The 25,502-nt window shown below is 61.3% G+C and carries 21 protein-coding genes; 10 read left to right on the forward strand and 11 right to left on the reverse strand.

All coding sequences use genetic code 11. The features are described 5' to 3' along the window. Positions 1 to 221 precede the first annotated feature (221 nt). The 6 genes from IPM54_05980 to IPM54_06005 form a co-directional block, all read right to left on the reverse strand. On the reverse strand, positions 222 to 878 hold the full coding sequence (locus IPM54_05980; GenBank protein MBK9259369.1) for a 4Fe-4S binding protein: 657 nt from the start codon (positions 876 to 878) through the stop codon (positions 222 to 224). Then, positions 875 to 3,115, reverse strand: coding sequence for a molybdopterin oxidoreductase family protein (locus IPM54_05985; protein ID MBK9259370.1), 2,241 nt, complete (start codon positions 3,113 to 3,115; stop codon positions 875 to 877). Before IPM54_05985 ends, IPM54_05980 begins: the two co-directional genes overlap by 4 nt. Beyond that, complete coding sequence (locus IPM54_05990; protein ID MBK9259371.1) at positions 3,096 to 4,019, reverse strand: MFS transporter; 924 nt, start codon at positions 4,017 to 4,019, stop codon at positions 3,096 to 3,098. Before IPM54_05990 ends, IPM54_05985 begins: the two co-directional genes overlap by 20 nt. 330 nt (positions 4,020 to 4,349) lie before the next feature. Then, positions 4,350 to 4,616, reverse strand: a complete 267-nt coding sequence (locus IPM54_05995) for a hypothetical protein (GenBank protein MBK9259372.1) — start codon at positions 4,614 to 4,616, stop codon at positions 4,350 to 4,352. Positions 4,617 to 5,056: 440 nt separating this feature from the next. Continuing rightward, on the reverse strand, positions 5,057 to 5,944 hold the full coding sequence (locus IPM54_06000) for a hypothetical protein (protein MBK9259373.1): 888 nt from the start codon (positions 5,942 to 5,944) through the stop codon (positions 5,057 to 5,059). A gap of 382 nt (positions 5,945 to 6,326) precedes the next feature. Further along, positions 6,327 to 7,247 carry a hypothetical protein gene (locus IPM54_06005; protein ID MBK9259374.1) on the reverse strand — a complete coding sequence of 307 codons (921 nt, stop codon included), beginning with the start codon at positions 7,245 to 7,247 and terminating at the stop codon, positions 6,327 to 6,329. A 303-nt stretch (positions 7,248 to 7,550) separates the two neighbouring features. Here IPM54_06005 and IPM54_06010 point away from each other — a divergent pair, with 303 nt between their 5' ends. From IPM54_06010 to IPM54_06035, 6 genes are all read left to right on the forward strand, one after another. Then, a complete protein-coding gene (locus IPM54_06010) occupies positions 7,551 to 8,192 on the forward strand; it encodes a hypothetical protein (GenBank protein ID MBK9259375.1) in 642 nt (213 codons plus the stop codon). Beyond that, positions 8,185 to 8,781, forward strand: a complete 597-nt coding sequence (locus tag IPM54_06015) for a nicotinate-nicotinamide nucleotide adenylyltransferase (GenBank protein MBK9259376.1) — start codon at positions 8,185 to 8,187, stop codon at positions 8,779 to 8,781. Before IPM54_06010 ends, IPM54_06015 begins: the two co-directional genes overlap by 8 nt. Then, on the forward strand, positions 8,781 to 9,617 hold the full coding sequence (locus IPM54_06020) for a DUF2520 domain-containing protein (protein ID MBK9259377.1): 837 nt from the start codon (positions 8,781 to 8,783) through the stop codon (positions 9,615 to 9,617). The genes IPM54_06015 and IPM54_06020 overlap by 1 nt, the downstream gene beginning before the upstream one ends. A 323-nt stretch (positions 9,618 to 9,940) precedes the next feature. Further along, a complete protein-coding gene (locus tag IPM54_06025) occupies positions 9,941 to 10,447 on the forward strand; it encodes a hypothetical protein (protein MBK9259378.1) in 507 nt (168 codons plus the stop codon). 97 nt (positions 10,448 to 10,544) lie between these two features. After that, positions 10,545 to 12,719 (forward strand): hypothetical protein, encoded by a 2,175-nt coding sequence (locus IPM54_06030; protein MBK9259379.1) that lies wholly within the window; start codon positions 10,545 to 10,547, stop codon positions 12,717 to 12,719. Next, on the forward strand, positions 12,716 to 13,312 hold the full coding sequence (locus tag IPM54_06035) for a hypothetical protein (protein ID MBK9259380.1): 597 nt from the start codon (positions 12,716 to 12,718) through the stop codon (positions 13,310 to 13,312). The genes IPM54_06030 and IPM54_06035 overlap by 4 nt, the downstream gene beginning before the upstream one ends. Before the next feature lie 58 nt (positions 13,313 to 13,370). Here the strand turns inward: IPM54_06035 and IPM54_06040 are convergent, their stop codons facing one another. Further along, on the reverse strand, positions 13,371 to 13,895 hold the full coding sequence (locus IPM54_06040) for a hypothetical protein (protein MBK9259381.1): 525 nt from the start codon (positions 13,893 to 13,895) through the stop codon (positions 13,371 to 13,373). Between the two features lie 117 nt (positions 13,896 to 14,012). Here IPM54_06040 and IPM54_06045 point away from each other — a divergent pair, with 117 nt between their 5' ends. Further along, on the forward strand, positions 14,013 to 16,151 hold the full coding sequence (locus tag IPM54_06045) for a GAF domain-containing protein (GenBank protein MBK9259382.1): 2,139 nt from the start codon (positions 14,013 to 14,015) through the stop codon (positions 16,149 to 16,151). Here the strand turns inward: IPM54_06045 and IPM54_06050 are convergent. Both IPM54_06050 and IPM54_06055 read right to left on the reverse strand, forming a co-directional pair. After that, positions 16,148 to 17,842: a formate--tetrahydrofolate ligase gene (locus IPM54_06050; GenBank protein MBK9259383.1), complete on the reverse strand. Its 1,695-nt coding sequence runs from the start codon at positions 17,840 to 17,842 to the stop codon at positions 16,148 to 16,150. The genes IPM54_06045 and IPM54_06050 overlap by 4 nt on opposite strands. A 54-nt stretch (positions 17,843 to 17,896) precedes the next feature. Further along, positions 17,897 to 18,934, reverse strand: coding sequence for an L-erythro-3,5-diaminohexanoate dehydrogenase (locus tag IPM54_06055; protein ID MBK9259384.1), 1,038 nt, complete (start codon positions 18,932 to 18,934; stop codon positions 17,897 to 17,899). A gap of 151 nt (positions 18,935 to 19,085) precedes the next feature. On the opposite strand from IPM54_06055, the gene IPM54_06060 reads away from it, so the two are divergent. Beyond that, positions 19,086 to 20,018, forward strand: coding sequence for a DUF4388 domain-containing protein (locus tag IPM54_06060; protein MBK9259385.1), 933 nt, complete (start codon positions 19,086 to 19,088; stop codon positions 20,016 to 20,018). Positions 20,019 to 20,025: 7 nt separating this feature from the next. On the opposite strand, the gene IPM54_06065 is transcribed toward IPM54_06060, so the two are convergent. Next, complete coding sequence (locus tag IPM54_06065; protein MBK9259386.1) at positions 20,026 to 20,619, reverse strand: RlmE family RNA methyltransferase; 594 nt, start codon at positions 20,617 to 20,619, stop codon at positions 20,026 to 20,028. Between the two features lie 10 nt (positions 20,620 to 20,629). After that, positions 20,630 to 21,301 (reverse strand): 50S ribosomal protein L3, encoded by a 672-nt coding sequence (gene rplC, locus IPM54_06070; protein MBK9259387.1) that lies wholly within the window; start codon positions 21,299 to 21,301, stop codon positions 20,630 to 20,632. Positions 21,302 to 21,602: 301 nt separating this feature from the next. Here rplC and IPM54_06075 point away from each other — a divergent pair, with 301 nt between their 5' ends. Together IPM54_06075 and IPM54_06080 are read left to right on the forward strand one after the other, a co-directional pair. Then, positions 21,603 to 24,194 carry a heavy metal translocating P-type ATPase gene (locus tag IPM54_06075; protein ID MBK9259388.1) on the forward strand — a complete coding sequence of 864 codons (2,592 nt, stop codon included), beginning with the start codon at positions 21,603 to 21,605 and terminating at the stop codon, positions 24,192 to 24,194. Between the two features lie 147 nt (positions 24,195 to 24,341). Beyond that, a complete protein-coding gene (locus IPM54_06080) occupies positions 24,342 to 25,445 on the forward strand; it encodes an IMP dehydrogenase (protein ID MBK9259389.1) in 1,104 nt (367 codons plus the stop codon). Positions 25,446 to 25,502 lie beyond the last annotated feature (57 nt).

Raw genomic sequence — 25,502 nt, forward strand, 5'->3', positions numbered from 1 at the left:
CGTGGTGATCCTGCGGCCAGTCGATCGCAAAGTCGTGCCGCCACCGCGGCTGCTCCTCCATCGGCCGGCCGTCCGGTGGCACCGTGATGTCCTCGGGGTCGCGCGTCGGCCCATACACGTCCGCTTGCGCCGTGCCCGTGAGCCCCTGGCGATCGGCGGCGTCGATCCGCGCGTCGAGCGCCAGATCCTCCTCGAAACGACTCTGCGGATCGTCGGCCATGTCAGACCTCCACCTGCGCAAAGGGGTCGGCGTCGTCACCCACCACCGGCAGCCGCACCGCACGGCTCGGCGGGCGCTCATCCATCGCCGCGGTCACGTCGATCTGCGCAGGCGCCGCCGGCCGCCGCGGCACCATCACGTTGACCCGCGTCCGGATCACCTGGTCCCCAAATCGAAACGTGTTCGTCGGCATCGACTGCGGCCGCAACGCGTGAATCTGCTCGCGTGTCCCAAAGAACAACGCCTGACTTGGACACACCGTCGCGCACATCGGCTTCTTGCCGACCGACGTCCGGTCGTAACACATGTCGCACTTCATCATGATCGCCCGATCGATGTACAGCTCGGGCACCCCGAACGGACATGCAACCACGCAGTTACCGCATGCAATGCAGCGCGGCTTGCGCGCGCTCTGCACCACACCGTCGCCAGTGCGCTTGATCGCATCGGCCGGGCAAACCTCCGCGCACGTCGGCTGTTCGCAATGCATGCACACGACGGGCACCGTCTGCACCGACGCCCCGCGATCGACGAATTCCAGGTGAATCATCGATTCGCCCCGGTGCGTATCGCATTCGGTGCACGCCTCCACGCACGACCGGCACCCGATGCAACGGCTCGGGTCGACGAAAAACTCGAGATGCCGCGGGACGCTCATTGTTGGGCCTCCCTTTCCTGGGCGTATGCGGGTGGGCCATCCGCCGGACGAAGCCGGCAGCCGCAAACCTTGTATTGAGGGATCTTGCTAATGGGATCTTGCGCCGCCACCGTCAGCCGATTCGCGCTCTTGTCGCCAGGCCAGTGGTACGGAATGAAAATGGTGTCGGGCCTTATGGTCGTCACCACCATTGCGCGCAGCGTGATCGCGCCCCGACGCGTCTCCGCCGTCGCCCAGTCTCCGTCGGCAATCCCAAGTTTTTCGGCGAGCCGCGGATGCAGCTCGATCCGCGGCTCCGGGTAATGCTTGATGAGCGGGCCAATTCGACGCGTCTGCGTCCCCGAAAGGAATTGACTCACGACACGCCCCGTCGTCAAAAAAAGCGGATACTCCTCGGAGACGTCATCCACCGCGGGTCGGTAATCGGCGACGTTGAACCGCGCTTTGCCATCCGGAAAGTAAAACCGCCCTTTTCCCTTTGCGACCGGATTGTCGCTCCCAGGCTCGAACAGCCGCGGCGTCCCCGGATGATCGTCGCTCGGGCACGGCCAAAACACACCCATTTGCCGCTCGATCTTTTCGTACGTAATGCCCGAATAATCCGCGACGCCGCCTTTGCTCGCCACGCGGAGCTCGTCGAAAATGGCCCGCGGCCCATCGAATGTAAATCCGTGCGGCCGCCCCAACGCCTTGGCCAGATCCTGGATGATACGCCAATCCTGTCGAGCTTCGCCGGGACACTCGACCGCCTTGTTCACCTTGATGACCCGCCCCTCGACCTGCGTCACCGTGCCCTCGTCCTCTTCGTGCAGGCTCCCCGGCAGCACCAGATCGGCGTGGCGCGCCGTATCGTTCAGGAAAAAGTCGATTGCAACGAAGAACTCGAGCTTTTCCAGCGCCCGCGTCACGAATTGATTGTCCGGCAGCGATACCTTCGGATTGAAGCAAATCGCAATGAGCCCCTTGATCTCGCCCGCGTCGATTTTGCGAAACATCTCGTACGCGTCCACGCCAGGCCCCGGAAGATCCGCCTCTTTGATCTTCCACACCGAAGCAATGTATTTCCGATGCTCCGGGTTCGATATGTCGCGCCAACCAGGCAACTGATCACACTTCTGCCCGTGCTCGCGCCCGCCTTGCCCATTCGCCTGACCCACGATGGTCCCGTAACCACTCTTTGGTTTGCCAATGCGGCCCGACGCCAGCACCAAGTTGATGGTCCCGAGCGCATTCTGCACGCCATTCGAATGATGCTCGATGCCTCGTGCGTGGAATAGAAAGCTCGACTTCGCCGTGCCCCAAAGCTCCGCCGCTTTGCGTATCGAGCGCTCCGGCACGCCCGTGACCTCCGCGGTGCGCGCGACCGGCCACGTCGCGCAATACGCGGCCACCTCGTCGAAGCCAACCGTTTCCCGCTCGATGAAGTCCCGATCAATCCAGCCATTCTCGATCATGAGCTGCAGCACGCCCGCAAAAAGCGCCGCGTCTCGCCCCGGCCGAATGGGCAAGTACAGGTCGCACGTGCGCGCAATCGGCGTGATACGCGGATCCTGCACGATCACCTTCGCGCCAAGCTCGCGCGCTTGCCAAATGTAGTTCGTCGTGATCGGCGAGCACTCCGCCACGTTCGACCCCGCCACCCAAATCACCTCGGTGCCGACCATGTCCGACCATGGATTCGTCGTGCGATCGATGCCGAACGCCTTCTTGTTCGCCGCACCGGCGCTCACCATGCACAGCCGCCCGTTGTAATCGATGTACGGCGTCTTCAGACAAACCCGCGCGAACTTCCCCAGCAGATACGTCTTCTCCGTCGTGAGGCTCGCGCCCCCGAGCACACCCACCGCGCTCGGCCCGTGTTTGTCCTGGATACGCTGGATCTCACGCGCAGCACGCTCGATCGCCTGCTCGTACGCCATCGGCCGAAACCCGCTCGCGACCGACGGATCCCGCGCCAGCGCCGTCACCAGCCGGTCCGGGTGCGACCCTTGCAAGTAGCGCTTGACGCCTTTCGGGCACAGCATCCCGCGGTTGAACGGAAAGTCCTCCCACGGCTCGAACCCGATCACCTCGTTGTCCTTCACCTTGAGCTGGATCCCGCACTGCTGACCGCAAAAGCAGCAATGCGTCTTCACCAGCCGATCCGGCTCGACGGCGCTTCCGCCACGCGTGCGTGCCGAAAGATGCGGGCCGAACGCCCGCGTGATCGCCAAGTCATCAACGGGCAGCGTCGCCATGATCTTCTCCACGCCAAAGAGCGCCTTGCGCGAGACCAAACATCGCGCGTCGGCACGCCGGACAGATCTGCTGGTAGTGACTTGCACCGCCAGACGTTTCGTACTTGAAGCCGAGCTCGCGCTCGACCGTGATGAGGTCGCGGACCATCGCGGCCGACGCATATTCGCGGTCGCACCGCTTGCATCGAGCCTGTTCGCTCCGCGCGCCGACGTCCTTGTAGAAGCCCACGCCAAGCTGCGCGGGCCGCTGAAAGATGTGGAAGAACTTCCCGAACGGTAGCCACAAGAGCGTCACGATCACCGTCGCTGCGTGAAGGATCGCCAGGAAGTCGTACGCATACCCGCGCAGCCACGTGTAGCTCACGGTCAGCATCAGCCCCGTCACGCTGATCGCGCCCAGCAAAACCAGCGGCAGGATGTCCTCGCCAAACTGCTGCGCCGCCATCGCGCCGTGGTCGATCATGCGCCGCCGGAACGCCAGCATCACGCCCGCCAGCACCAGGAACGACGACCACACGAGCCCGTGGAACACGACGAACGCGAGCCACGAGTCCACGGGGAAATCGCCCGCGGCAAAACCGAAGACATACGTGCGGTACGTGTTCAGGTTGCCGGGCACTGTTTCAAAGTGGATCCAGCCGAAGACCAGCGGAAACGTGATCGCAGCGGCGAGAATGCATCCCCACATGAGCAGCCAGTGGGTCAGGCCGCGCAAGGCGTTTCGCTTGACGATGAACCGATTGAACGCGACCTCGACGACCGCGCGTTGCACGAAGCGCACGAGGTTGCCGAGGAGAAATCGCGGCGACACGAACGCTTGCCAGCCGCGCCTCCAGTACATCCGCGTCGGCGGACGCTGCAGCCACATCGCGTAACGGTACGTGATGCCGAACGTCGCGAACAAAGTTGCGAACGTGTATCCGACGAGCGCTGCGTCGAAGTTTGCGAGGCGGCGCGAGCCGACGACGATCATGGCGCCGAGCGCGATCGTGAAAACGCTCGCCCAGATGGACGCGCGTAGGACATGCGTTCGAGACGCCATGTCCAAGCCCTTAGACGGGATTCCAACGGATGGCAAGTTTCTCCGTTGACGTTACGAAACCCGCACGCTCGTGCTCGGCAGTTCTGTGCGTCCTGATACGACGACCTCGAGCGAGTGTTTTTCGATTCGACAAAAAGGCCGCGGGTGCAGGGCCAATTCAGGCTCACTGCACCCGCGGGAAAATGTTGAGGATCAGAATTCACGTCCGTATCTGATCCACGGTTCCGATGCATACGGATCCGGCGGTTCCGCTTTCGACGCGTTCATTGCCGACGTCATCGAATGCGGGACATGGACCGACTTCGCGCCCTGCAAATCAGGGGCTTGGGAGTTCGTCTCGAGCAACCACGATACGAAACAGAGCGCTACGAACACCGCCAAAACGAGCAATGAAATGACGGTACATACCATGGGCATGCGGGTTCGAGCGCGATCGACGTGCAACATCGCCAGCGTCACAAATACCTCCTCATGCTGAGAACGAATTGAAATGCGCATGAAGGCGCGATACCTGAACTTCAGGTTTTCAACCCGTCCGTTGGATTACGCTCACTCGGGACGACGATTTTTTATTTCGTCGAGCGAGCGGCGGCTAAATTAACCTGGATGGGCGAAGAAAGCCATGGAAATGGCTCGTGAGCAGGACAAAGAATGTCCGATCGAAACGGGCACGTTTCGACGAGTGTCTTAAAGTTGACGGTTCTCCACCGTATTCGAGCGCATGACGCGCCTATTCGTCGGAGGTCTCTTTTAAATTTCAAAAATTTTTTTGATCCTCGACGATTTATTTCTGCGGCCCCCCGCGCCGTGGGTGTTGTGTCCCCAACGATGTCGCAGATGCGGGGCCGTGTGTGCCGAAGTATGCGTCAAGAGCTCCATTTCCTTGACGTCTTCGCCGATCAAGGGATACCCGTGAGACCGTGTGCATAGTCGGTCCAGTCGGCAAGCTGAGGCACGTGCAGCGAACGTAGTCGATGCTTGGCGCCCTGAAAGTTTTGCCCTCGGAAGAATCGCGACGCGCCAGTGCGATCGTAATCGATGTCGACATGCCATTGATAATGAAAATTCCACACGCCATTGCCGCTCATGTAGCCAAATACGAGAAACGTGCTGCCACTCGCGTTGATGTTGTTGACCGTGTAGCCCTTGCCCGCTTTTCGATTCTGCTCGTCCGTGATATCCGAATTGTAATAGTGATCCGACGTGAGCTCCAGGGCCAGGTGCGGATGCGTGTAGAAATATCGCACGTTGACGAATCGTCGTAACAACTTCCGCGTATATCGCCGTTGTTCGGCGCGCGTTCCTCCGGCATGAATCCCATTGGCATGATACATTCGGACATTGTTGCCGGCGTTGAGCGGCTGCGTGGGATCGTCGCACGTCACGAATATCGAACAGCCATTGACCGCCGTGGTCATGACGATGCGCGGTCCTCCATTGGCTATCGTGCTCGTCAAGCGCAAGCACGAAATCTGGTTGGCCCGCGATGGCAAGAAAAAGATGCGGGGAAATGAGGTATGCGGATTCTCGAGCGTATACCGCGTCTCCAAGGCGCCGCCAGTGACCGCGAGACCAGCGCGAGCCACGGGGCCGACCGTGACGGTCCCATTTTGGTCGTCGAAATGCGTGACGTCGCACAAGTCGTCGTTGTTGATGGGCGCGAGCACTCCACCGCCGCCCGCAACTTTGAGCGCTGCAGCGTTGCCGGATATCGTGTTCCACTGCGCGTAGCCGTGCATGATCGCATAGTTGGCCGGATTGACCCATGTCGTGCGCAGAAAGCTCACGGGATCATTCCGAAATTGCCGCGTTGAGTTCGTGTTGATGTTATACGTTGCCCCGTTGAAATTGAGGTTCGGCATTGCGTCTGTGCCACCATCGTAAACAACAGTCTGCAACATGGGCAAATTATCGGAATATTCTGACCACCGTCACCGAACCCCAGACTTTCCTCGTGAAACGCGATAACGGGCCATCGCGTGCGAGCTACGCGCCAATAACGAGGAGCACGACGCGGTGTCAGGATTGCGGCATGACGGCTGGCGGTCGTACGACCCAGTCTCGATGCGGTGGGTGAACGTGAATCCGAAGATTCGGTTTGGCCCGGACCTGGCATGGCCACGTCTGTAAATGGGCCGCAGCTTCAGAGACCCGCAGCACGCGCGCTCGTCAGCGCCCGATGCGTTTGCGGATCATCGTTCGCGTCGGCTCGGAAAGCGAGTCGATGTAGGAATCCGAAAGTGCGTGGAGCACCTCGTCGGGCAGCGTCAGGAGGACTTGCTCGGGCGCAAGGCCCGCGAGCCGCTCTTCGGGGGCATACGCCGACAGGACTTGCTCGGGCGCAAGGCCCGCGAGCCGCTCTTCGGGGGCATACACCGACAGGACTTGCTCGGGCGCAAGCCCCGCGAGCCGTTCTTCGGGCGCATACGCCGACAGGACTTGTTCCGGCGGCAAGCTTTGCAAGAGCGTCTGCAGCACCTCGTCGAACCCTTCCAACTCGTGCATCTTCATCTGGATCTCCTTGGTTCCGAGCTGCTTTGCGAGCCAACGCCGACCTTCGACCGTCCTCGGCTGCTTCCCTGCCAGAAAGCGTAGCACATCGTCGTCCTCGGCGTCCGCAACGACTTCAATTTCAACCACGACAATCTTGAAAGGACAACCTTCGAGCTGCCAGTAACCATCACCCAGGTCCCGCCAATGCAGACCATACGCGTGGACGTCCTCATCCATTGTCGGCGACCGCTTCGTCACCAGGAGCACGCCGCAGAGCTCGCTTCGGCGGCCAAGCGCCTCGACCTCGTTGGTATAATACGTCGTTATGTACGTGAAAAACCGATCGAAATTGAAACGGCGGTATGGTCGTCCCACGCTCTTGAATTCACAGACGACGTGCTTCGTGAGCAATCCCCAGAGCTTTTTCAACGTTCCCGCGGCGCGACCCGTTGCATCTTCCTGAGGGAGAAACACGAAATCCAGGCGCAACGCATCGGCCGTCAGCTTCACTTCGCTCTGAATCTCGCGATCCCCAGGCGCTCGCTGGCGCAGAAGCACAGCCAGAAGCAGGTGCCATGGGGTCCAAGTCGTACCCATGGGCAAACCTCATACACCACGTGTCAATTCGAGGGCAAACTTTGTCGGACATGACAAACGCGCAATCGGCGAGGGCGGTGGGTTACCTCTTGGCGACCGGAGAAGTCCGATATGCGCTCGGGTACGCGTCCCTCATGAAATTGGCACGCTCACATGCACGGCCAATTCAAGGCTGCCCGAGGGGGCGCGTCAAGGTGCGTGCAGGCTCCGTGCTCCAGGGATACGGCCCCGATACGAACGATCGCGCTCGACCGTGTGAGTTCTCCACCCAGTCTGCCCGCGGCTGATCTAGTCTTGGCGACGATGCGCCTCGGGATCATCGGACCCGCGAAGGGAGATCTGCGTTTGCTCGCGCGAGCGATCGAGTGCTTGCTCGACGACGTCGGGGTCCAAAAAGTCCTGTACTTGGCGCCTGACGGAGCGCTCGACATCGTCGCTCGAGCATGGGCGCGTTACCTCGTGGGGAACAACCCGAACGAAGATTCGCTCTTCGCACGAGCCACCGTGCGATGCGCAAACGCTTCGTCTCAAGCCATCGAAGCGTTTGTCGCAGCAGAACGAGCGCGCGCGCGACTGCGTGCGCTTTCGAGTTTGCCCGAGGGCAACAAACGCACGGTCGAGTTCTTCGATGGACGCGTGACATTGTTCATGTACGACAAATCGATCCTCGATGAGGACGACGTCGTGGGCGCATCCCTGTTCGTCTACGGCCGCAGCGCCGAACCGAAAGTCAAACGCATCGGCTCGCGCATGTTCATCACGCCCGGTCCGCTCGCCGGTTCGCAAGGAGGCCTTGCGGTGCTCGGCGAAGGACCAAACGGTGGAGTGCGTGTCGAAATTCGCAACATCGACGGCTCGATCCTCTCCGAAGAACAGCTCGGAGGCACCGGATCGATGCTGCCCGGTATCAAGATGCGGGTGCAAGGTGGCGACAACGCTGGATGAGTCGAGTTCGTCCGGAACGACCGGGGCGAAAGGGCCACGCGTCGCGATCTTTGGCGGTAGTTTCAATCCTCCGCATGTCGCGCACGTGCTCGCAGCCGTGTACGTGCTGTCGACGGAACCCATCGACGAAGTGCTCGTCGTGCCCGTTTACAAGCATCCCTTCTCGAAAGAGCTCGCTTCGTTCGAAGACAGGCTCGAGATGTGTCGGTTGTCATTTTCCTGGATTCCGCGCGTTTCCATCTCCGCGGTCGAACGAGATCTGGACGGCGAAAGTTTGACCCTACGAACCCTCGAACACCTCGCGGCGATCCATCCCGATTGGTCGATGCGCCTGCTTCTGGGCGCAGACGTGCTGAACGACTTGCCCAAGTGGCATCGATTCGATCGCATCTCCGAGATAGCCCCGCCCATCATCGTGGGCCGCGCGGGTGTGATGACTCCGGGTGCGCCCGAGCCGATTTTGCCGCGCGTATCGAGCACCGACGTGCGTGATGCGCTCGCGCGCGGGGACATGGGGCGGCTCGAGAAGCTCGTTCCGCGTGACGTGTTGGCGCTCATCGAGGAGCGTGGTTTGTACCGGAGAAGCTGATGTCGGAATTGGAGAGCGTGTACATCATCGGGGCCGGAAAAGTGGGTGCAGGTTTGGCGCGTACGCTGCGCCGGTTGGGTGTTCCGGTCACGCTGCGAGCGCAACGCAAAGGTTTGCCCACAAAACGAATCGACGCGCCGTTCGTGATTTTGGCCGTGCGCGATCGCGAGTTGCAGCCGCTTGCCGAACGACTGCGCGACGCGAAGCTGTTGGGGCATCGCAAAGCGGTGGTCGTGCATTGTGCTGGAGCGCTTGGTCCGGAGCCGCTTTTCCCGCTGCGTAGTGCGAACGTTGCCGTGGCGCAGATGCATCCGATGATCTCGTTTGCGTCGACCGAGCGCACGCCGTCGCTCGAGCGCGGGCAACTTCATGTGGATGGGGATGCGCGTGCGGTGCGTGCCGCGAAGGCGCTCGGCAAGAAGCTCGGCATGTCGCCGCGGACGATCCCGGGGCTCGACCGGGTGCTCTATCACGCATCTGCGGGTCTCGTTGCGAACGGTGCGGCGGCGCTTGCGGCGGGTGGGGTGGATCTCCTTGGTCGAGCGGGCGTGGATGCGAAGACGGCGGCGGCGATGCTGGGGCCGCTCTTGCGAAGTGTGGCGGACAACGTCGAAGCGATGGGATTGCCCGCGGCGTTGACGGGGCCTGTTCGTCGAGGTGATGCGGCGGGGGTGAAGCGGGCCCTCGAGATGATGACGCGGGCGGCGCCGCATCTCGTGCCGATGTACGTGGCGGCGTCGAAGCTGCAGGTGCCGCTGGCGCGCGAGATTGGCGATGCGCCTTCGGAGAATTTCGACGCAATCGAGAAAGTATTGGGAGAGGAAACGTCGGGGTAGAGTGTCCGCTATTCGTGCTTAACTCGAGCGCCATCCATCATGAAGAATTCATCGCAAAGGGGCAAAGGCGCAGAGTCGCAAAGACGTAGTCTCTGCAATCGCTACCAGAAACGCCAACTTGGGATTTAAAAATTGTGCCGGACGTTCTGCGCGTCTGGATGTGGCATTCTCGAATTGCTACCCGTAGCGATGCTTCGGGCGACAATGCGCCATCTTGGGCGACTCGAAATCGCGTGGAATTGAGGGCATCGACTTGCTCGCCCCTCGGAATTGGCGTCACTATGGCGCCCGGGGGGCCGAGCTCCCCCGACGAGGAGCTTAACATGAGAAAATTCAGTATTGGTTCGACCGCGGCATGTCTTGCACTTGCAGTATCGGCCTGTACGGTTGCGCCGGTTTCAGAAGAAGAAAATATTGGAACCGACAGCGAAGCGCTTTCCACGGCTTTCACGGAGGAGTGCAGCGAGCCGGTGGAGTTTCCGCCGTACTATCCGCCGTCGACTGAGCCGTCGGATTCCGATGAAGACGGTGTTTTCGACGCGTTCGATTTCTGTCCGGGGACCGAAATTCCAGAGGATGTGCCGCTACGCCGACTCGGCATCGACCGTTTCGCCCTGCAGATGGCCAGGGTCATCAATGGTAAATACGTTTTCGATACGAGGCTGTCGAACGGACGGCTGGCGGCTTCTCGGTTCAGTATCGTGGATACCGGCGGCTGCAGTTGCGACCAAATCCTCGATGCGCTTGGCGGCGATAGAAACCAATCCCAATACGGTTGCAACTTCGGTACCATTGTAAATTGGGTCCGGCTCGTCGAAAAATATCCCTGACGGAATGACGCGGACTGTGACGAGCTGATCCCTCTGCGAGCACGGCGCGACGAAACGCTTGCGCAAGTGCAACCGATCGTGCTCTGCTGAGGGCATCATGCCCATACGCGATGCATCGATCGCCGTTCTCTTTCTTGTTCCACTCATTGCCGCATGCAAGCCATCTCAAGGGACCAAGGATTCGGCCGATGGATCGAGCCCTTCGGCGTCGGCGTCGGCGTCGGCTGCGCCTGTGGTCGAAAAGAAACCGCCGACGACGCGTGAAGGTTCTTCCATCACGCGAGCTCCCGACGACGACGTGCTTTTCGTCGCCGACGAAGATCATCGCGCCATCCACGTGGTGCCATTTCCGATAGCGGAAAATACCGTCGTGACCACCGTGCCGCTCCCTGGGCGTCCGGCGCAAATGGTCGCATCGGGTGATCGCGTATTCGTGACCATTCGAGAAATGCCCGAAGGTGGCGGAGGCGTGATATTTCTGCGGCGGAAGGGGAAGGTGGGGCTCGAAGAAACGGCGCGGGTGACGATTGCAGCGGACGCGTGGGGGGTGACGCTTGCTCCGGACGAATCTTTCATTGCGGTGACGAGCGCTTGGGCGGCGCGCGTGTCGGTCGTGGATTTGGCGACGGCCAAAGTGCGATCGGTTGTGGAGGTCGGTCGTGAGCCTCGAGGAATTACGATATTGCCCGACGGCAAACGAGCGTATGTGTCGCATCTCGTGGGACGTGCCATCACGCGAATTGGCGACATCGATGGTACGGCGCCGACGGTGAAAAAGCTCGAATTGCCCGCGGCGCCGAATCGAGGGGGCGAGAAAACCTCGGCATCGCTTGGCTATGTCGTGGTACCAAGTCCCCGCGGGGAGCGGCTTTACTTTCCGCGCCATGCGCTCGGCACGGGCGTCGGCAATTGGTTTGGCGCCGCGGCCATCGACGTGTGGATTCCCCGCTCCGATTCGCCGCTCGTTCCGCCCGTGCATTCGAACATGCTCATGCACCCCTTCAAAGTCGTCAATGATGGCGACATACCGGATGTGAACCCCGACAAGGGCATGCAGATCGATGCCAATGCATTCGTCCAGCCGCGAGCGGCGGTGTATCGAGCGAGCGAGCGGTCGATTCTGGTGGCCAGCGAAGGCGACGACAAATTGGTCGAATTCGACGCAATGATGCAAGATCCCACGCTTGGCCTCATGAGCACGCACAAGATCACGCGTCATGAGAACAAGTTCTACGACGTGGCGACGACGTGCGGCGCGCCGTCGGGCATTGCGCTTTCGCAGGATGAACAAGTCGCTTACGTGTATTGCCGATCGACCGACGAGGTCGTGGGCGTGCGGCTCAAAGGTGACGGATTCACCGCCCCGGCCGGCACATCCGTCGCCGTGCGGCTCGTCGAGCCGAAGAACACGCCCGAAGACGAATCGTTTCGATTGGGCCGGGCACTTTATTACAATGCGACCGACCGTATCACCGGCGAATCGCTTGCTTGCGCGGGATGTCATCCCGATGGGCGCGATGATGGTCATGTTTGGCATGAAACACACTTCAAGTCCGGGCCATTCGATGAGGATTTCGTGAATTTCATGGCAGGTATGGCATCATTCGCAGCCATCGGCGAACGAGCTCGGGTGAGCGGCGCGTATGGTTGTGGAGGGATGAACGCTTTCGATGCCATTGATTCCGAGTACGACAAGGACGACAACCTCGTCGGTATGGGTCATCCCAGACAAACACCCATGCTCGCAGGACGAGTGTCCGCGAAGGGTCCTTATGGCTGGCACGGCGAAAGCGAAGACCTCACCGCGCGTATCGTGGGTGGCTTTGGTCTCCATCGCTGGCGACTCGGGGAAGGGACGAAAGAAAATCGTTTGGCGCGGGCCGGGCATCTCGTGAAGTTCTTGCGCGAAGGGCTCGTGCCTCCGGAGACGATAAAGCGTGAGCTCACCGAAGAAGAAAAGAAGGGGAAGGAAATCTTCGAGAGCGAAAAAGCTCAATGCGCGAAATGCCATGTTCCCGCGACCGGTTTTACCGATCGCATTCCCATGCCCGTCGGTGAACCGCCGAAGTTACCAGGGTTCGTCAAAGAGGAAAACATGGCGTTCAAGACGCCGTCGCTTTTATGGGTGCGCGGGACTGCGCCGTATTTCCACGATGGGCGCTACGAGAGTTTGCAAGCGCTCGTCGAGAAAAACCCGGACACGATGGGCAAGACGATGCACCTTTCCGCCGACGAGAAAAAGGCGCTCGTGGCCTATTTGGAGACGTTATGAAAAACCGCTTCCTCCTGCGATGGGCGTTGCTTTCGGCTGCATCCGTTTCAATCGTTGCCATGTGGTCCACGGAGACGATGCTGCCCACGGCCGCCGCGGCAGCGCCGTCAGCGTCGGCATCTGCATCTGCATCTGCCGGTTCGCCGGAGCGACCTTTGCCCATCGAGCCGCTCGAGAAACAATCGGTTCCGACGACGAAGAGCCCTGTGCCGACGCTCGAGGAATGGAAGACGGCGCCTCGTGTCGAAGTGGTGCGGCGTAACTTCAAGACGGGGGATTGTGCCGTTTTTCGAGTGCGCGAATGGCTCAAGGTGAAATGCGAAGCAAACGTCGGCGCAATCTATCAACATTCGGGCAACGTCGAAGGCGTTGCGTATTGGATTCGCCCCATTCCCCAGCTCTACTCGTTCTCGAGTTTCGAGGAGAAAAATGGCGGGGAGGTCATTTTTCCGCTGCGTGTTGGAGACAGGCGCCTCCTTCAATTCTTCTCGCTGCGGCACGATCCGTGTATCGGCATTGGTTTCGACCCGTCCGTCATGGTCGACGAAACGTGGATTGAAGGGGAGCCTTCTCCCGTCGTGGTGCTCCGATAGGGTGCTGAACAACGCCCATTCACGCACGCGAAGCGAGCGCCCAGATCAGGGCATGGTATCACTTCGCGCTCATTTTTTTCACGAGATCGTCATTTCGTAGCAGCGCCAGCGTTACCTTCCCCGCATCGAAACGAGAAACCTCGAACAAATCCGATTTTGCAGCAACCGCACCATTGCCTGGCATGGCGGATACGTCGCCTGTCACGAGCGGGCTGCCGCTGCCCGAGCAGTTCGCCAAAATCCGGATTGAAAACACAACCGAAGCGTTGTCCACGGATTCTTGCACGGTGACGCCCGCATCCTGCAGCGCGCTCTTGGCTTTCTCGAGCTGCGACGAAGCTTCGGTTTTCGCCTGCGCGTCGACGTCGGGTTTGTCGCACATCGCCACGGGATCGGTGATGAACGCGACCGACGATTCCTTCCATAGGTCGGGCATGGGCTTGGCGAGCTCGGCGTCGAGCTTTTTCAAGGCGTCGGCATCATTGAGCCCCGTCGGGGTCGCGGGCGCCGTCGATGCGGCACTGCCGCCGCCGCATGCTGCCAAGAGCAGTCCGAAGACGAGAAGAAGTGATGAGCGCGTCATGGCGGCGCATGGAACCACAGTCGCCGGAGAGACGCTAGAAACCGACGGATGGGCGCGCCGGGAGACTCGCCCGCACGGTCGCGGCGAGCTACGTTCGTCCGGTGGAAATAGGCACGGATCTTTCGAACCAAGACCACACTGGTGTGCGGCGCGTTGTCGCTCGTGATTGCGGTGTCGATCCTTCTCCGTGGTCGCGTGCGCACCGTGCACCTGCTCTTCGCGGCCTTCGCTGGGGATATCGGTCTTTGGTACTTGTCGCAATCGCTCGCGAACTTGTTCGATTCGCCCGTCCTCGCTCGTTTTACGGGTGTGCTGACGCTGCTCTTGCCGCAGTTTGCCCTTCACCTGTTCGCAGCGATGATCCCGCACGAATCGGAACGCCCGAGTCGCTTGCCGCGTTTGGCGATGTTCCTGGCCGTTCCGCTCGCGCTCCTCTTGCTCAGCCCAGCGCAAAATCATCCGCTCGTTCGTGTCGTCGTGTTCCTTCACGTATTCGCGTTTCTCACGGCGGGTCTCTTCGAATTGTGGCAGCGAGGTGCACAAAGCGGGTCGCGTGCGACGCAAAGGCGCGTGCGCTTGCTCGTGGTGCTCGGAGCCCTGGCGGGCCTTGCGAGCGTCGTGGATTTCGCCTGGTTTCTCGGCGTCGAACCGCCTCCCGTGGGCGCGGCGCTCAGCGTCGTCTTCCTGTTTGTCTTGGCACAAGCCCTTCGCCACGAACGCTTGCTCGACGTCTACGAGATGCTCGCGCGGCTCACCGTTGCAACGCTCGTTGCGACGCTGATTGCGGCCATTTTTTACGTTCTCGTCGCCGTCGTCGGCGGTTTCGACACGATGTACTTGAACGCAGTGCTCGCCGCGATCGTGATCCTCGTGCTTTTCGATCCCCTGCGCGAACGCGTGGCAGAACAGACGCAGAAGCTCATTTTTCGCGATCGCTTTGACCTCGAAAGGTCAGTCGCCGATGCGCGCCGGCGCCTCGTGCACTTGCTCGAGCTCGACGAGCTCGGGCCCATCGTCACCGCGGCGCTCGAACAATCGCGTCGAGTGACCAAGGCGGCGTTGTATTTGCGCGATCAAGATCGAACGGGATTCAATCGTTTGGCGTCGCTCGGTTCCGACACGTCTGCGCACATCGAAATGGCGACGGCACGCGCGCTGCTCGATCGTTTGGTCAAGGGCCCGATCTCGCTCGAGGAAGTAAAGCGGGACGCTCGGGAGCGCAAACGGCGTGGCGAGCGGACGGACATGGCGGATGCGATTTTGAGCGCCGCGGCGGTTTTGGGCAGTTTGGCCGACAGCGGTGTGGTTTTTCCAATTTGGGCAGAAAACAATGAAATCGTTGGGTTGCTCGTCGTGGCCGACGATCGCGTGCGCGATGCGTTTTCCCCCGAAGAGATTGCGCTCGTCGACACGCTGGCGACGCAGATCGGCGTGGTCATTCAAAACTCGCGGCTTTACCAGCACATGAAAGAGCGTGATCGGCTCGCGGTGCTGGGGCAAATGGCGGCAGGTCTCGCGCATGAAATTCGCAATCCGCTCGGGGCCATCAAAGGCGCGGCGCAGCTCCTCGCCGAACCGAGCCCGGACGCGAAAGAAGTCGATCCCAATGCGCAGGAATTCATTGGAATCATTTTGGAAGAAGTCGAGCGGCTCGATCGGGTCGTCGGATCGGTATTGGATCTTGCTCGGACAAACCAAGGCGTGGTGGTTCCGACCGACGTCAATGCCGTGCTTCGGCGCACGCTTCAAGTGCTTTCCACGGAGCGATCGAGCCGTGATTTGACGGTGGACGTGCAGCTCGACCCAACGCTACCGCGGGTGGTGATGGATCCCGAGCAGCTTCGGCAGGTGGTGATGAATTTGTATCGCAATGCGGCGCAAGCGATGCTGGGGCGGGGCAAAATCACCATCAAGACGCGGGTGCGTCCAGGAGCGCTGCCGGGCATGGGAACGCAGGACGATCCATTCGTCGAGATCATCGTGACGGACACGGGGCCCGGGATATCTCAAAAGGTGCTGAAAAACCTGTTTTTGCCGTTTTTCACGACGAAAGACAAAGGAACCGGTTTGGGGCTTGCGATAAGCCAAGGCATCGCGCAAGCGGCAGGTGGGCGTATCGAAGTGCAATCGTACGAAGGGAAGGGGACGACGTTTGCGGTGATATTGCCGGCGGCATCGAAAGATGCGCTCGGGGTGCCGTCTTCGACGGCGACGCCGATTCCGGGGTCGGTGTCTCCCGGGTTGGGGACCGGTTAATCGTTCTGCATCAGCCCCCGAATGCGCCCATTCGGAAGCAGCTTCACCTTGAGCGCCGCAGGCTCGCGCGGTAGCCCCGGCATCGTCATCATGTCGCCCGTGAGTGCCACGACGAACCCAGCTCCCGCGCTCAGACGCACTTCACGCACCGTAATGCTGAAATTCGTCGGCCGCCCCGTGATCGCCGGATCGTCGGTCAGCGAATACTGCGTTTTCGCCATGCACACGGGCAAGTTGCCGTAGCCCATCTTTTCAATGCGCGCGAGCTCCTTTTCAGCCGCAGGACTCAAGGATACGCTCTCTGCTCCGTAAATCGTCCGCGCGATTTTTTCGATCTTCGTTCGATAAGGTTCGTCGAGGTCATACGTGAACCGGCCTTGAGGCGGCGCGCCGTCCGTCGCATCCGCCAGCTCGGCCACGACTTTCGCAAATTCATCCGACCCTTCGCCTCCTCGGGCAAACCCTTCGCAACGCACGGCACGCACGCCACGCGCACCCAGCGCTTTTTCCACCAGCTCGAGCTCGTCCACTGCATCGGTCGGAAATACGTTCACACACACGACGACCGGCAAACCATAAAACTTCGCCGATTCGAGGTGTTTGTCGATGTGAACGAGCCCCTGTTCGAGCGCCTTCGCATTGGGCTCGCCGGCGAGTTTGGCCGGGATACCTCCGTGCATCTTGAGCGCCCGAAGCGTCGCGACCAGCACGAGCACGCGCGGAAAAACCCCCATGCTCCGGCACTTGATGTCCAAAAACTTTTCCCCACCAAGATCGAAACCGAAACCCGCCTCGGTCACGACGTAATCGGCAAGCGACAATCCAAGCCGCGTGGAAATCTTCGAGCTGCAACCATGTGCAATGTTGCCAAAAGGCCCCGCGTGCACGAGCGCCGGGCCTCCTTCGGCCGTTTGCACCAAATTCGGTTGAAGCGCATCGCGCAAGAGTGCCGTCATGGCCGGTGCCGCCCCGAGATCGGCCGCCGTAATGGGCGCACCCGTCGTCGATGAACCAATGACGATTCGCCCAAGCCGCGCTTCGAGGTCCTCCGGTCCCTCGGCCAGCGCCACGATGGCCATGACTTCGCTTGCCGCCGTAATGTCGAATCGATCCTGCCTAGGCACGCCATCGGCTTTTCGCCCGAGGCCCAGGACGACATTGCGCAATGCTCGATCATTCATGTCCATCGCACGTCCCCACGTGACGGTGCGCGGATCGATGCTGCCTTTGTCACCAAAGGACAAATTGAAATGGCACGCATTGTCGACCATCGCCGAAAGCAGATTGTGCGCCGTCGTGATGGCGTGAATGTCGCCCGTGAAATGCAGATTGATGTCGTCCGCAGGTACGAGCGTCGCTTTGCCCCCACCGGTGCCTCCGCCCTTCACGCCGAAAACCGGTCCGAGCGATGGTTCGCGAAGACAAACCACGACCCGTTTGCCCTGCCGGCGCATTCCCATGGCCAGCGATATCGACATCGTCGTCTTGCCCTCGCCCGCCGGCGTGGGATTGATGGCCGATACCAGCACGAGACGCCCTGCTCCCGCAGGCGGACGATTCAATGCGTCCAGGCTGATTTTTGCCTTGTTTCGCCCATAAGGCTCGATATGTTCTGCCGAAACGCCAAGCTCGCGCGCAAGGTCCGTGATGGAAGCCGGTCCCGCCGGCCGCGTGTTGTGCGAAGAAGTCATCGTTTTGGCTTTTTCTCGTTGGATTGGGGTTGCGATCGGTATGCACGAAATACGTCAAGCGTATCGTCGTTGCATGATTTCCATGAGCTTCGGGTTCGCTCGAACGAGCGACAACGTATGGTCGGCATGATCGAGGGCATAACCGTTTCCAATGTACAAATCCACGTCGCGCCCAATGCCTTCGGCTCCGAGCGCTGCGGCCGTGAAGCTCGTGCTCATGGCAAAATAGTAAACTTTGCCCCGCTGCCGGCTCGCCAATATGGCTGCAAGCTCCACGCCGGGCACGTTCACGCACGAGAGCACCAAATCTGCTCCTCGATTGTCCGTCAATGGCCAAACGACATCACGCACCGCGAGCGGATCACGCGCGTCAATCGTGGCGACGTGATCGCATAAGCCTAGCGATTTCAATTCATCCGCATATGCCGGAAACGCTTCGATCCCAATCACCTTGCCGCTCGGTCCCACGCGCTTTCGCGCTTCGGCCACGCACAAAAGCCCCGACTTTCCTCCGGCGCCGAGCACCACGACGGTATCGTCCGTTTCGCATAGCCGCGCCACTTGCGGAGCAGCTCCGGCGACATCGAGCAGCGCCAGGACGAGCCGTTCGGGCATGTCCGATGGAATCCGCGCAATCGGTCCCGTGAGAAAAACCGCCGCTTTGCCGACGACGTCGAGCTGCGCCGAAGCAGATCGCACCGCCGTGATTCGTTCGATGTGGAGCGGCGTGAGCGAGAGCGATACGAGCGTTGCGATGCGATCGCCTGGCACGAAGCCGCGCTCGGCCGCCAGATCTCCCACGTGCGAGACGACGCCGAGAAGCATGCCGCCCGAACCCGTCACGGGATTGTGCTGTTTGCCTCGACGCGCGACGGTTTGCATCACGAGCTCTGCGACGCGATCCAGGTCGCCGCTCGAGGCATCCTCCATCTGACGAAAACTGGCAGCATCGATGTTGAGTGTCTCGACGTCGATGACGATTTCCGTCGCGTACCTCTTGGAGAAATCGTTATCGAGCCGTTCGGCGGGTTGCGGCAAGGCGCCCTTGGGTTCGAGGACGCGGTGGGTACCGAGCGGATCACCAGCGGGGATTTTCACAGGCCACCCCTTAGCACGCCTTGTTACGCGGGGCGCATTCGAGCTTCTCGATTCGGAACGCTTGACGATCGCATGGCAAGACTTCTAAAGTCGTCGTCCGCCTTCTCGCGTTTCGAGGTCCTTTTAGCGTTTTTTCGGCTCGAGCATGGACAGCCAACGGCCCAAGGTGTCGTCGCCGCAAAAGCTCGCGCTGCGCTTCATCTCCGGCAAATACCAAGGTGCAGAATTCCCTCTGGAGGATTCACCCGAGATCGTGGTGGGTCGTTCGAGTGACCTCGACATGGTCCTCATCGAGGACATGGTCTCGCGCAGGCACGCGCGCATCGAGTGCACGGACGAGATCCTGATCGAAGATCTCGGCTCGACCAACGGCACGTTCGTCAATGGCGAACGCATCAAGCGCGCGCGGCTCAAGGAAGGCGATCGCGTGTTGATTGGGACGAGCATCATCAAGGTGGTGCTCGCGGATTCGGTCGCTCTTGCTCCATCGTCGAGTCGCCGGCGAAGTCAAAGACCAGCGTCGAACCGCAATCAAGTTCGCGGCATGGCGGGTGCGCTCGACGAAATTCCGCTCCCCGATCTGCTTCAGCTTCTAGGTTCGTCCAAAAAAACCGGCGTGCTGGTGCTCGAAACCGACCAGCACGTCGGAAGGATTCACCTCGACAAGGGAACGGTCATTCACGCTTCGATCGACGACTCGAAGGCGGGCGTGCTGAAGAGTGCGTTCCGCATGTTGCAGTGGACGAAGGGTTCGTTCGAGCTGACGCCGGCGAGCGATTTGCCCATGGAAAACCCCGTGGATCTGCCGGTGCAGGAGATCCTCATGGAGGGTCTGCGGCAGCTCGACGAGTTTCAAGCGATGGAGCACAAGTTGCCGGACAAGGCGGCGAGGCTTGCGGTTCCTGCCGTGATGAAGCCTCGGTTGCGGGAGCTTTCGCCGGTCGAGCTCGACGTGTGGCAGGCCGTTTGGAACAGCGGTGATCTGCAAGCGGTGCTCGATGCGAGTGCGGCGAGCGACCTCGACACGGCGCGAGCGATCGTAAAGCTTGCGGAGTCTGGGTACGTGCAGGTCGTGTGAAGCGACTTCAGGGAGCTTTGCGTCCGAGCCCTACGAGGAACACTTCGGAGCTTTGGCTGCGAGTGCCTTCGGGGCGAATGACGCGCACGTCGGTGTAGAGCGAGCGAAGGCGGTCGCGGGCTTTGACGAATTCTTCACTCATGAAGAGTTTGCCCACGAACGCGCTGCCCGGAGCGGACAGGGCTTCGGCGACGCTGACGGCGCGATCGAAGAGTTCGAAACTACGCGTTTGATCGGCGATTTTGCTGCCGGTCGTGGCGGGTGCCATGTCGCTCAGAACGACGTCGTAGGGCGCTGCTTGGGCGAGCTCTGCGCTCGAGAGCGAGAGCGCGTCGCCGCGCAGTACGGTGACGTTTGCGCCGAGAAATTGGGGGATTTCGGACAGATCGACGGCGAAGACGCGACCTTTGGGGCCGACCTTTTTCGAGGCGTACATCGACCATGAGCCGGGTGCGGCGCCGAGATCGAGCACGCGTTGTCCTTGTCGGAACAGGCGCACCCGGCGGTCGATTTCTTCGAGCTTGAATACGCTGCGGGCGGGAAACCCCTGAGCCTTGGCAGCCTTGGTGAAGGCGTCGGGCTTCTTGTAGGGGTTTTTCATGGCCGCGACGTTACGCCGTCTTCTTCTTGCCGCCGTTCTTCTTTTTCACGGCGCCACGGATGATGACGATGCCGTTCTTGGCGCCAGGCACGCCACCCTCGATGAGGACGACGTCCTCTTCCGGGATGAGCTTGGCGATGCGGAGGTTCAAGGTGCTCCACGTTTCGGCGCCGTAGTGGCCGGGCATCTTCAAGCCGGGCAAAGTGCGACCGGGGGTCATGTTCGTACCGATCGAGCCGCCGTGACGGAAGTACTCGTGCGTGCCGTGTGAGCTGACGGCGCCTGCAAAGTTCCAGCGGCGCATGACGCCGGTGAAGCCGCGTCCGCGGGTCACGCCTTGCGCGTCGACGAATTGTCCTTCTTCGAAGACCTGATCGACGCCGATCTTCTGACCAACCTCGAACTTGGCTGCTTCTTCCGGCGACATGCGAAGCTCGCGCAGCGTGCGCTTCGGCGTTTGTTGCGCCTTGCGGTAGGCACCGAGCAAGGGCTTGTTGGTGTGCTTTTCTTTGCGTTCGCCGACGCCCACGATGAGCGCGCTGTAGCCGTCTTTCTCGACGGTGCGTTTGCCGACGACGACGCAGCCTGCTTGAACGACGGTGCAGCGGAGGACTTCACCCTTCTCGTTGAAGATCTGGGTCATCCCGATTTTGGTGCCGACGATGCCGGGATTCTTGTTCATGACGATGTGCCTCGTTTTTCGCGCTTCTTGGGTTCGAACGGACAAAGTGCTTGCGCATGCGTGATGCGCGTTCCCTCATCGCATCCTCGGCAGCATGGTTTGCCCATGGCGGGGCCGGTTCGAAGCGCTGAAACCGGGGCGGCGAACCGCCAGGCGAGTTGGGGGCGCGGAGCTTAGCCGAGAAATGCCAAAGGGGAAGGGAAAGTGCGACGAGCAGTCGCGCTGAGCGGCAGACTGGCCACGGCGTCACTCGTGAATCATCGTGCGTCGCATGGAACAGGGTGCAAGCGGCCAGCCACCTATGGGTGATTCTCCGCCCGTGGCCAAAGTCAAAGACCCCGTGTGCGGGATGATGGTGACGCCCGGGGCGGCCAAAGGTGGGTCGCACGAGCACGAGGGGACGACGTACTGGTTTTGCAATCCGCGGTGCCGCGACAAGTTCGCGGCGGAACCACAAAAGTGGTTGGCACCTTTGGAAAGTAAGGCGGAACCCCATCCACAAAAGGAGCTGGCACCTTCTGCGGCACCGTCGCCCGCGGTGGCCAAGGTCAAGGATCCCGTGTGCGGGATGATGGTGACGCCCGGGGCGGCCAAAGGCGGGTCGCACGAGCACGAGGGGGCGACGTACTGGTTCTGCAATCCGCGGTGCCGCGACAAGTTCGCGGCAGAACCACAAGAGTGGTTGGCACCTTCTCCTCCCCCTCTCCACGCAGTGGAGAGGGGGTCGGGGGGTGAGGCCAGTTCCCCCTCTCCACTTGTGGAGAGGGGGTTAGGGGGTGAGGCAGTCGTTTACGTTTGTCCGATGGACCCCGAGGTTCGGGAGTCCAAACCCGGACCTTGCCCCATCTGCGGCATGGCCCTCGAGCCAGAAGCCGTCATGACCGTCGAAGAGCCGCCCAATCCCGAGCTCGTCGACATGACGCGACGCTTCTGGGTGTCGGCCGCGTTGAGCCTCCCGCTGCTCGTCTTTGCCATGGGACCCATGATCCCCGGCTGGCCCGTGCATGCATGGCCCCCGCAAAAGTGGATCGAGCTCGCTCTCGCGACCGTTGTCGTTGCATGGGGCGGCTTTCCGTTCTTCGAGCGCGGCGCGCGCTCCATCGTCACCCGCCGCTTCAACATGTTCACCCTCATCGCGATCGGTACCGGCGCAGCGTACGTCTTCAGCGTCGTCGCCGTCCTCGCGCCCGGCCTCTTTCCGCCGTCGATGCGTGGCCATGGCGGATCCGTCCCCGTCTACTTCGAAGCCTCCGCCGTGATCATCACGCTCGTGCTCCTCGGTCAGGTGCTCGAGCTCCGTGCGCGCAGACAAACCTCGGGCGCCATCCGAGCGCTTCTTGGGCTTGCTCCCCGCTCCGCACGACGCGTGCGTGACGACGGTACCGATGAAGACGTGCCCATCGAAAAGGTCGCCGTGGGTGATCGACTGCGAGTTCGTCCGGGCGAACGCGTTCCCGTCGATGGAGTCGTCATCGAAGGCTCGAGTGTCGTCGACGAGTCCATGATCACCGGCGAACCCATCCCCGTGGAGAAACGCGCGGGCGACCCCGTGACCGGAGCAACGGTCAACGGAACGGGCAGCTTCGTCATGCGTGCCGATCGCGTCGGGCAAGGAACACTCCTCGCGCAAATCGTCCGCATGGTGAGCGAAGCGCAGCGCACGCGAGCTCCCATTCAGCGCCTCGCCGACGTCGTTTCCGGCTGGTTTGTCCCGGCCGTCATCCTCGTCTCCATCGCCACGTTCATCGTGTGGATGCTCGTCGGCCCCGAACCTCGTCTTGCGTTTGCCCTCGCAAACGCCGTCGCGGTTCTCATCATCGCCTGTCCGTGCGCGCTCGGTCTCGCCACGCCCATGTCGATCATGGTCAGCACCGGTCGCGGTGCGCGCGCCGGCGTGCTCGTGAAAAATGCCGAGGCACTCGAAGTCCTCGAACGCGTCGACACGCTCGTCGTCGACAAGACCGGCACACTCACCGAGGGCAAACCCAAAGTCGTATCGGTCGCTTCACTGGACGATCACGATGAAGCGTTCGTCTTGCGCATTGCCTCGAGCCTCGAACGCGGAAGCGAACATCCTCTCGCCGCCGCGATCCTCGAAGCCGCCAAGTCGCGATCCATCGCGCTCGCTGATGTCGCCGACTTCCGCGTCGTGGCTGGTCATGGGCTCACGGGACGCATCGATGGTGAACCGACCGCACTCGGCAGCAAGCGATTCATGAACGAGCTCGGCATCGACACCGGTCATGTCGAATCACGCGCCGAAGCGCTTCGTACCAAGGGACAAACCGTCGTGTTCATCGCGCGCGCCGGACGCGTGATCGGCCTCGTCGGCATCGCCGATCCCATCAAGCCCTCGGCCATCGAAGCGCTTGCCGAGCTTCGTGTCGAAGGTATCGACATCGTCATGCTCACGGGCGATAGCCGCACGACTGCCATGGCCGTTGCTGCCGACCTCGGCATCGACAAGGTCGAGGCGGAGGTGCTTCCCGAGCAGAAGAGCGCCGCCGTCGAGCGATTGTCGAAAAGCGGCAAAGTCGTTGCGATGGCAGGAGATGGAATCAACGACGCTCCAGCGCTCGCCAAAGCGGCCGTGGGTTTGGCCATGGGAACGGGCACCGACGTCGCGATGCAGAGCGCAGGCATCACGCTCGTGAAGGGCGACTTGCGCGGCATCGTGCGAGCTCGTCGACTCGGTCGCGCCACGATGCGGAACATCCGGCAAAACCTGTTCTTCGCGTTCGTTTACAACGGTATTGGTGTGCCTCTTGCCGCAGGGCTCCTCTACCCGTTTTTCGGCATCTTGCTGAGCCCCATGTTTGCAAGCGCGGCGATGAGTCTGAGCAGCGTTTCGGTCATCGCCAATTCGTTGCGCCTTCGAACGATACGCCTGTGACGCACCGCGTTTGGTGGCGTTCCCCCGGTTCGTGCACATCGATGCAAAATCGGAAATGGTTTTGCATCGCCGGGGCTACCAGACCCCTCCCTTGGCGTGGGCGTGGGTGCTACCTTTCTCTTGGGCGACACGTACCCGGGAGGTTCGATGGCACGCGACCAAAATCGCAACGAAGCCGCGAACCGGGCGGATGAGTCGACGACTTCGGACGCATCGTCAAGGCCGAGCGTAGGTTTTTCCTCCGGCACGGACGGTTCCGCGACAACCGCTCCAACCAAGCGAGCGCGTTTTTTCTCCGCCGTTTCGAAAGACGAACCTCCACCTCCGCGCTCACGCCTGTGGCATCTCGTGTTGCCCCTCGTGCTCGCTTCGATCGTCATCGCCTTGGGCGCGACGAGTCCCCTCGTGCGTTTCGCCGTTCCAGTCGTCCTCATGGCTTTGGCGATAGCCATTCGAGCGCGTACACGTTCGCCACGAAAAGCTGCCCGCAGAGGCATCTTGCTCGACGGACCGCGCCTCTATTTTCAGCCGCACGGCGATGTGCCCAGAGCTGTCACGTACCTAGGTGATCCGTTCGGCCTCACGCTCGTGAAAAGCCCCGAACGCGATCGCATCGTGGCCGTGTGGAGCTCGCATGACGGCCTGTTTTACGTCGGGACGAGTCTCGAAAAATCAGGACGCCGTACGCTTGGCGCATTCGTCGATCGCGCTTTTACCGTGCTCGGCGATGACGCCGCGCTCGAGGCCATTGGACCAGACGGCGATCCGCTCGAGCTTACCCCTTCGGATTTTGCATCGCTCGTTCTCGCAGTCGAAGAGCTCGATCCCGAATGCCAGCAGCGCCTCGTGCTCTCGGATGCCCGCGGCGCTCCGTTTACGCTCGACGGCCGCGAGCTCGTCGTCGGTGAACGACGTTTTGATCTGGAAGCACCGCTCGAGTGGCGGCCTTTCGTCTTTCAGGAAGCATTCGGGCAATCGGTGACCGTGTACCAAGGCACATCGATTCGCCAAGGCGGCAGCGAAACGGTGCTCGTGTCGCTCTTGCCTTCGTTCGTTCCGTTCGAGGTGCGAGATTGGGCGCAATTCGACCGAGCGATGCTGCGCGACCTGCGCCTCGTTCAAGCAGCGCCCGAGGACCCTCCGCCGCGAGATGCCCGTGTCGCGATTGATCGGCTTTTCGTGTTGCCCGTCAGGTCCGCACTGGACACCGCACCACAGGCGAGCCGCCGCACGTCACGCGCACGCGCTTAGCGAGCGTCCAAATCCTGTCTGGGCCTCAATCCGATCGCTTGACGCGAACGGTCAATA

Source organism: Polyangiaceae bacterium, assembly GCA_016715885.1.
Taxonomy (GTDB): Bacteria; Myxococcota_A; Polyangia; order Polyangiales; family Polyangiaceae; genus Polyangium.

Coding starts and splice junctions, on each gene's coding strand:
- IPM54_05980 (MBK9259369.1), bottom strand. CDS start 878: ATGAGCGTCCCGCGGCATCTCGAGTTTTTCGTCGACCCGAGCCGTTGC.
- IPM54_05985 (MBK9259370.1), bottom strand. CDS start 3,115: ATGGCGACGCTGCCCGTTGATGACTTGGCGATCACGCGGGCGTTCGGC.
- IPM54_06005 (MBK9259374.1), bottom strand. CDS start 7,247: ATGGGTACGACTTGGACCCCATGGCACCTGCTTCTGGCTGTGCTTCTG.
- IPM54_06010 (MBK9259375.1), top strand. CDS start 7,551: ATGCGCCTCGGGATCATCGGACCCGCGAAGGGAGATCTGCGTTTGCTC.
- IPM54_06020 (MBK9259377.1), top strand. CDS start 8,781: ATGTCGGAATTGGAGAGCGTGTACATCATCGGGGCCGGAAAAGTGGGT.
- IPM54_06025 (MBK9259378.1), top strand. CDS start 9,941: ATGAGAAAATTCAGTATTGGTTCGACCGCGGCATGTCTTGCACTTGCA.
- IPM54_06030 (MBK9259379.1), top strand. CDS start 10,545: ATGCCCATACGCGATGCATCGATCGCCGTTCTCTTTCTTGTTCCACTC.
- IPM54_06035 (MBK9259380.1), top strand. CDS start 12,716: ATGAAAAACCGCTTCCTCCTGCGATGGGCGTTGCTTTCGGCTGCATCC.
- IPM54_06040 (MBK9259381.1), bottom strand. CDS start 13,895: ATGACGCGCTCATCACTTCTTCTCGTCTTCGGACTGCTCTTGGCAGCA.
- IPM54_06050 (MBK9259383.1), bottom strand. CDS start 17,842: ATGACTTCTTCGCACAACACGCGGCCGGCGGGACCGGCTTCCATCACG.
- IPM54_06060 (MBK9259385.1), top strand. CDS start 19,086: ATGGACAGCCAACGGCCCAAGGTGTCGTCGCCGCAAAAGCTCGCGCTG.
- IPM54_06065 (MBK9259386.1), bottom strand. CDS start 20,619: ATGAAAAACCCCTACAAGAAGCCCGACGCCTTCACCAAGGCTGCCAAG.
- rplC (MBK9259387.1), bottom strand. CDS start 21,301: ATGAACAAGAATCCCGGCATCGTCGGCACCAAAATCGGGATGACCCAG.
- IPM54_06075 (MBK9259388.1), top strand. CDS start 21,603: ATGGGTGATTCTCCGCCCGTGGCCAAAGTCAAAGACCCCGTGTGCGGG.
- IPM54_06080 (MBK9259389.1), top strand. CDS start 24,342: ATGGCACGCGACCAAAATCGCAACGAAGCCGCGAACCGGGCGGATGAG.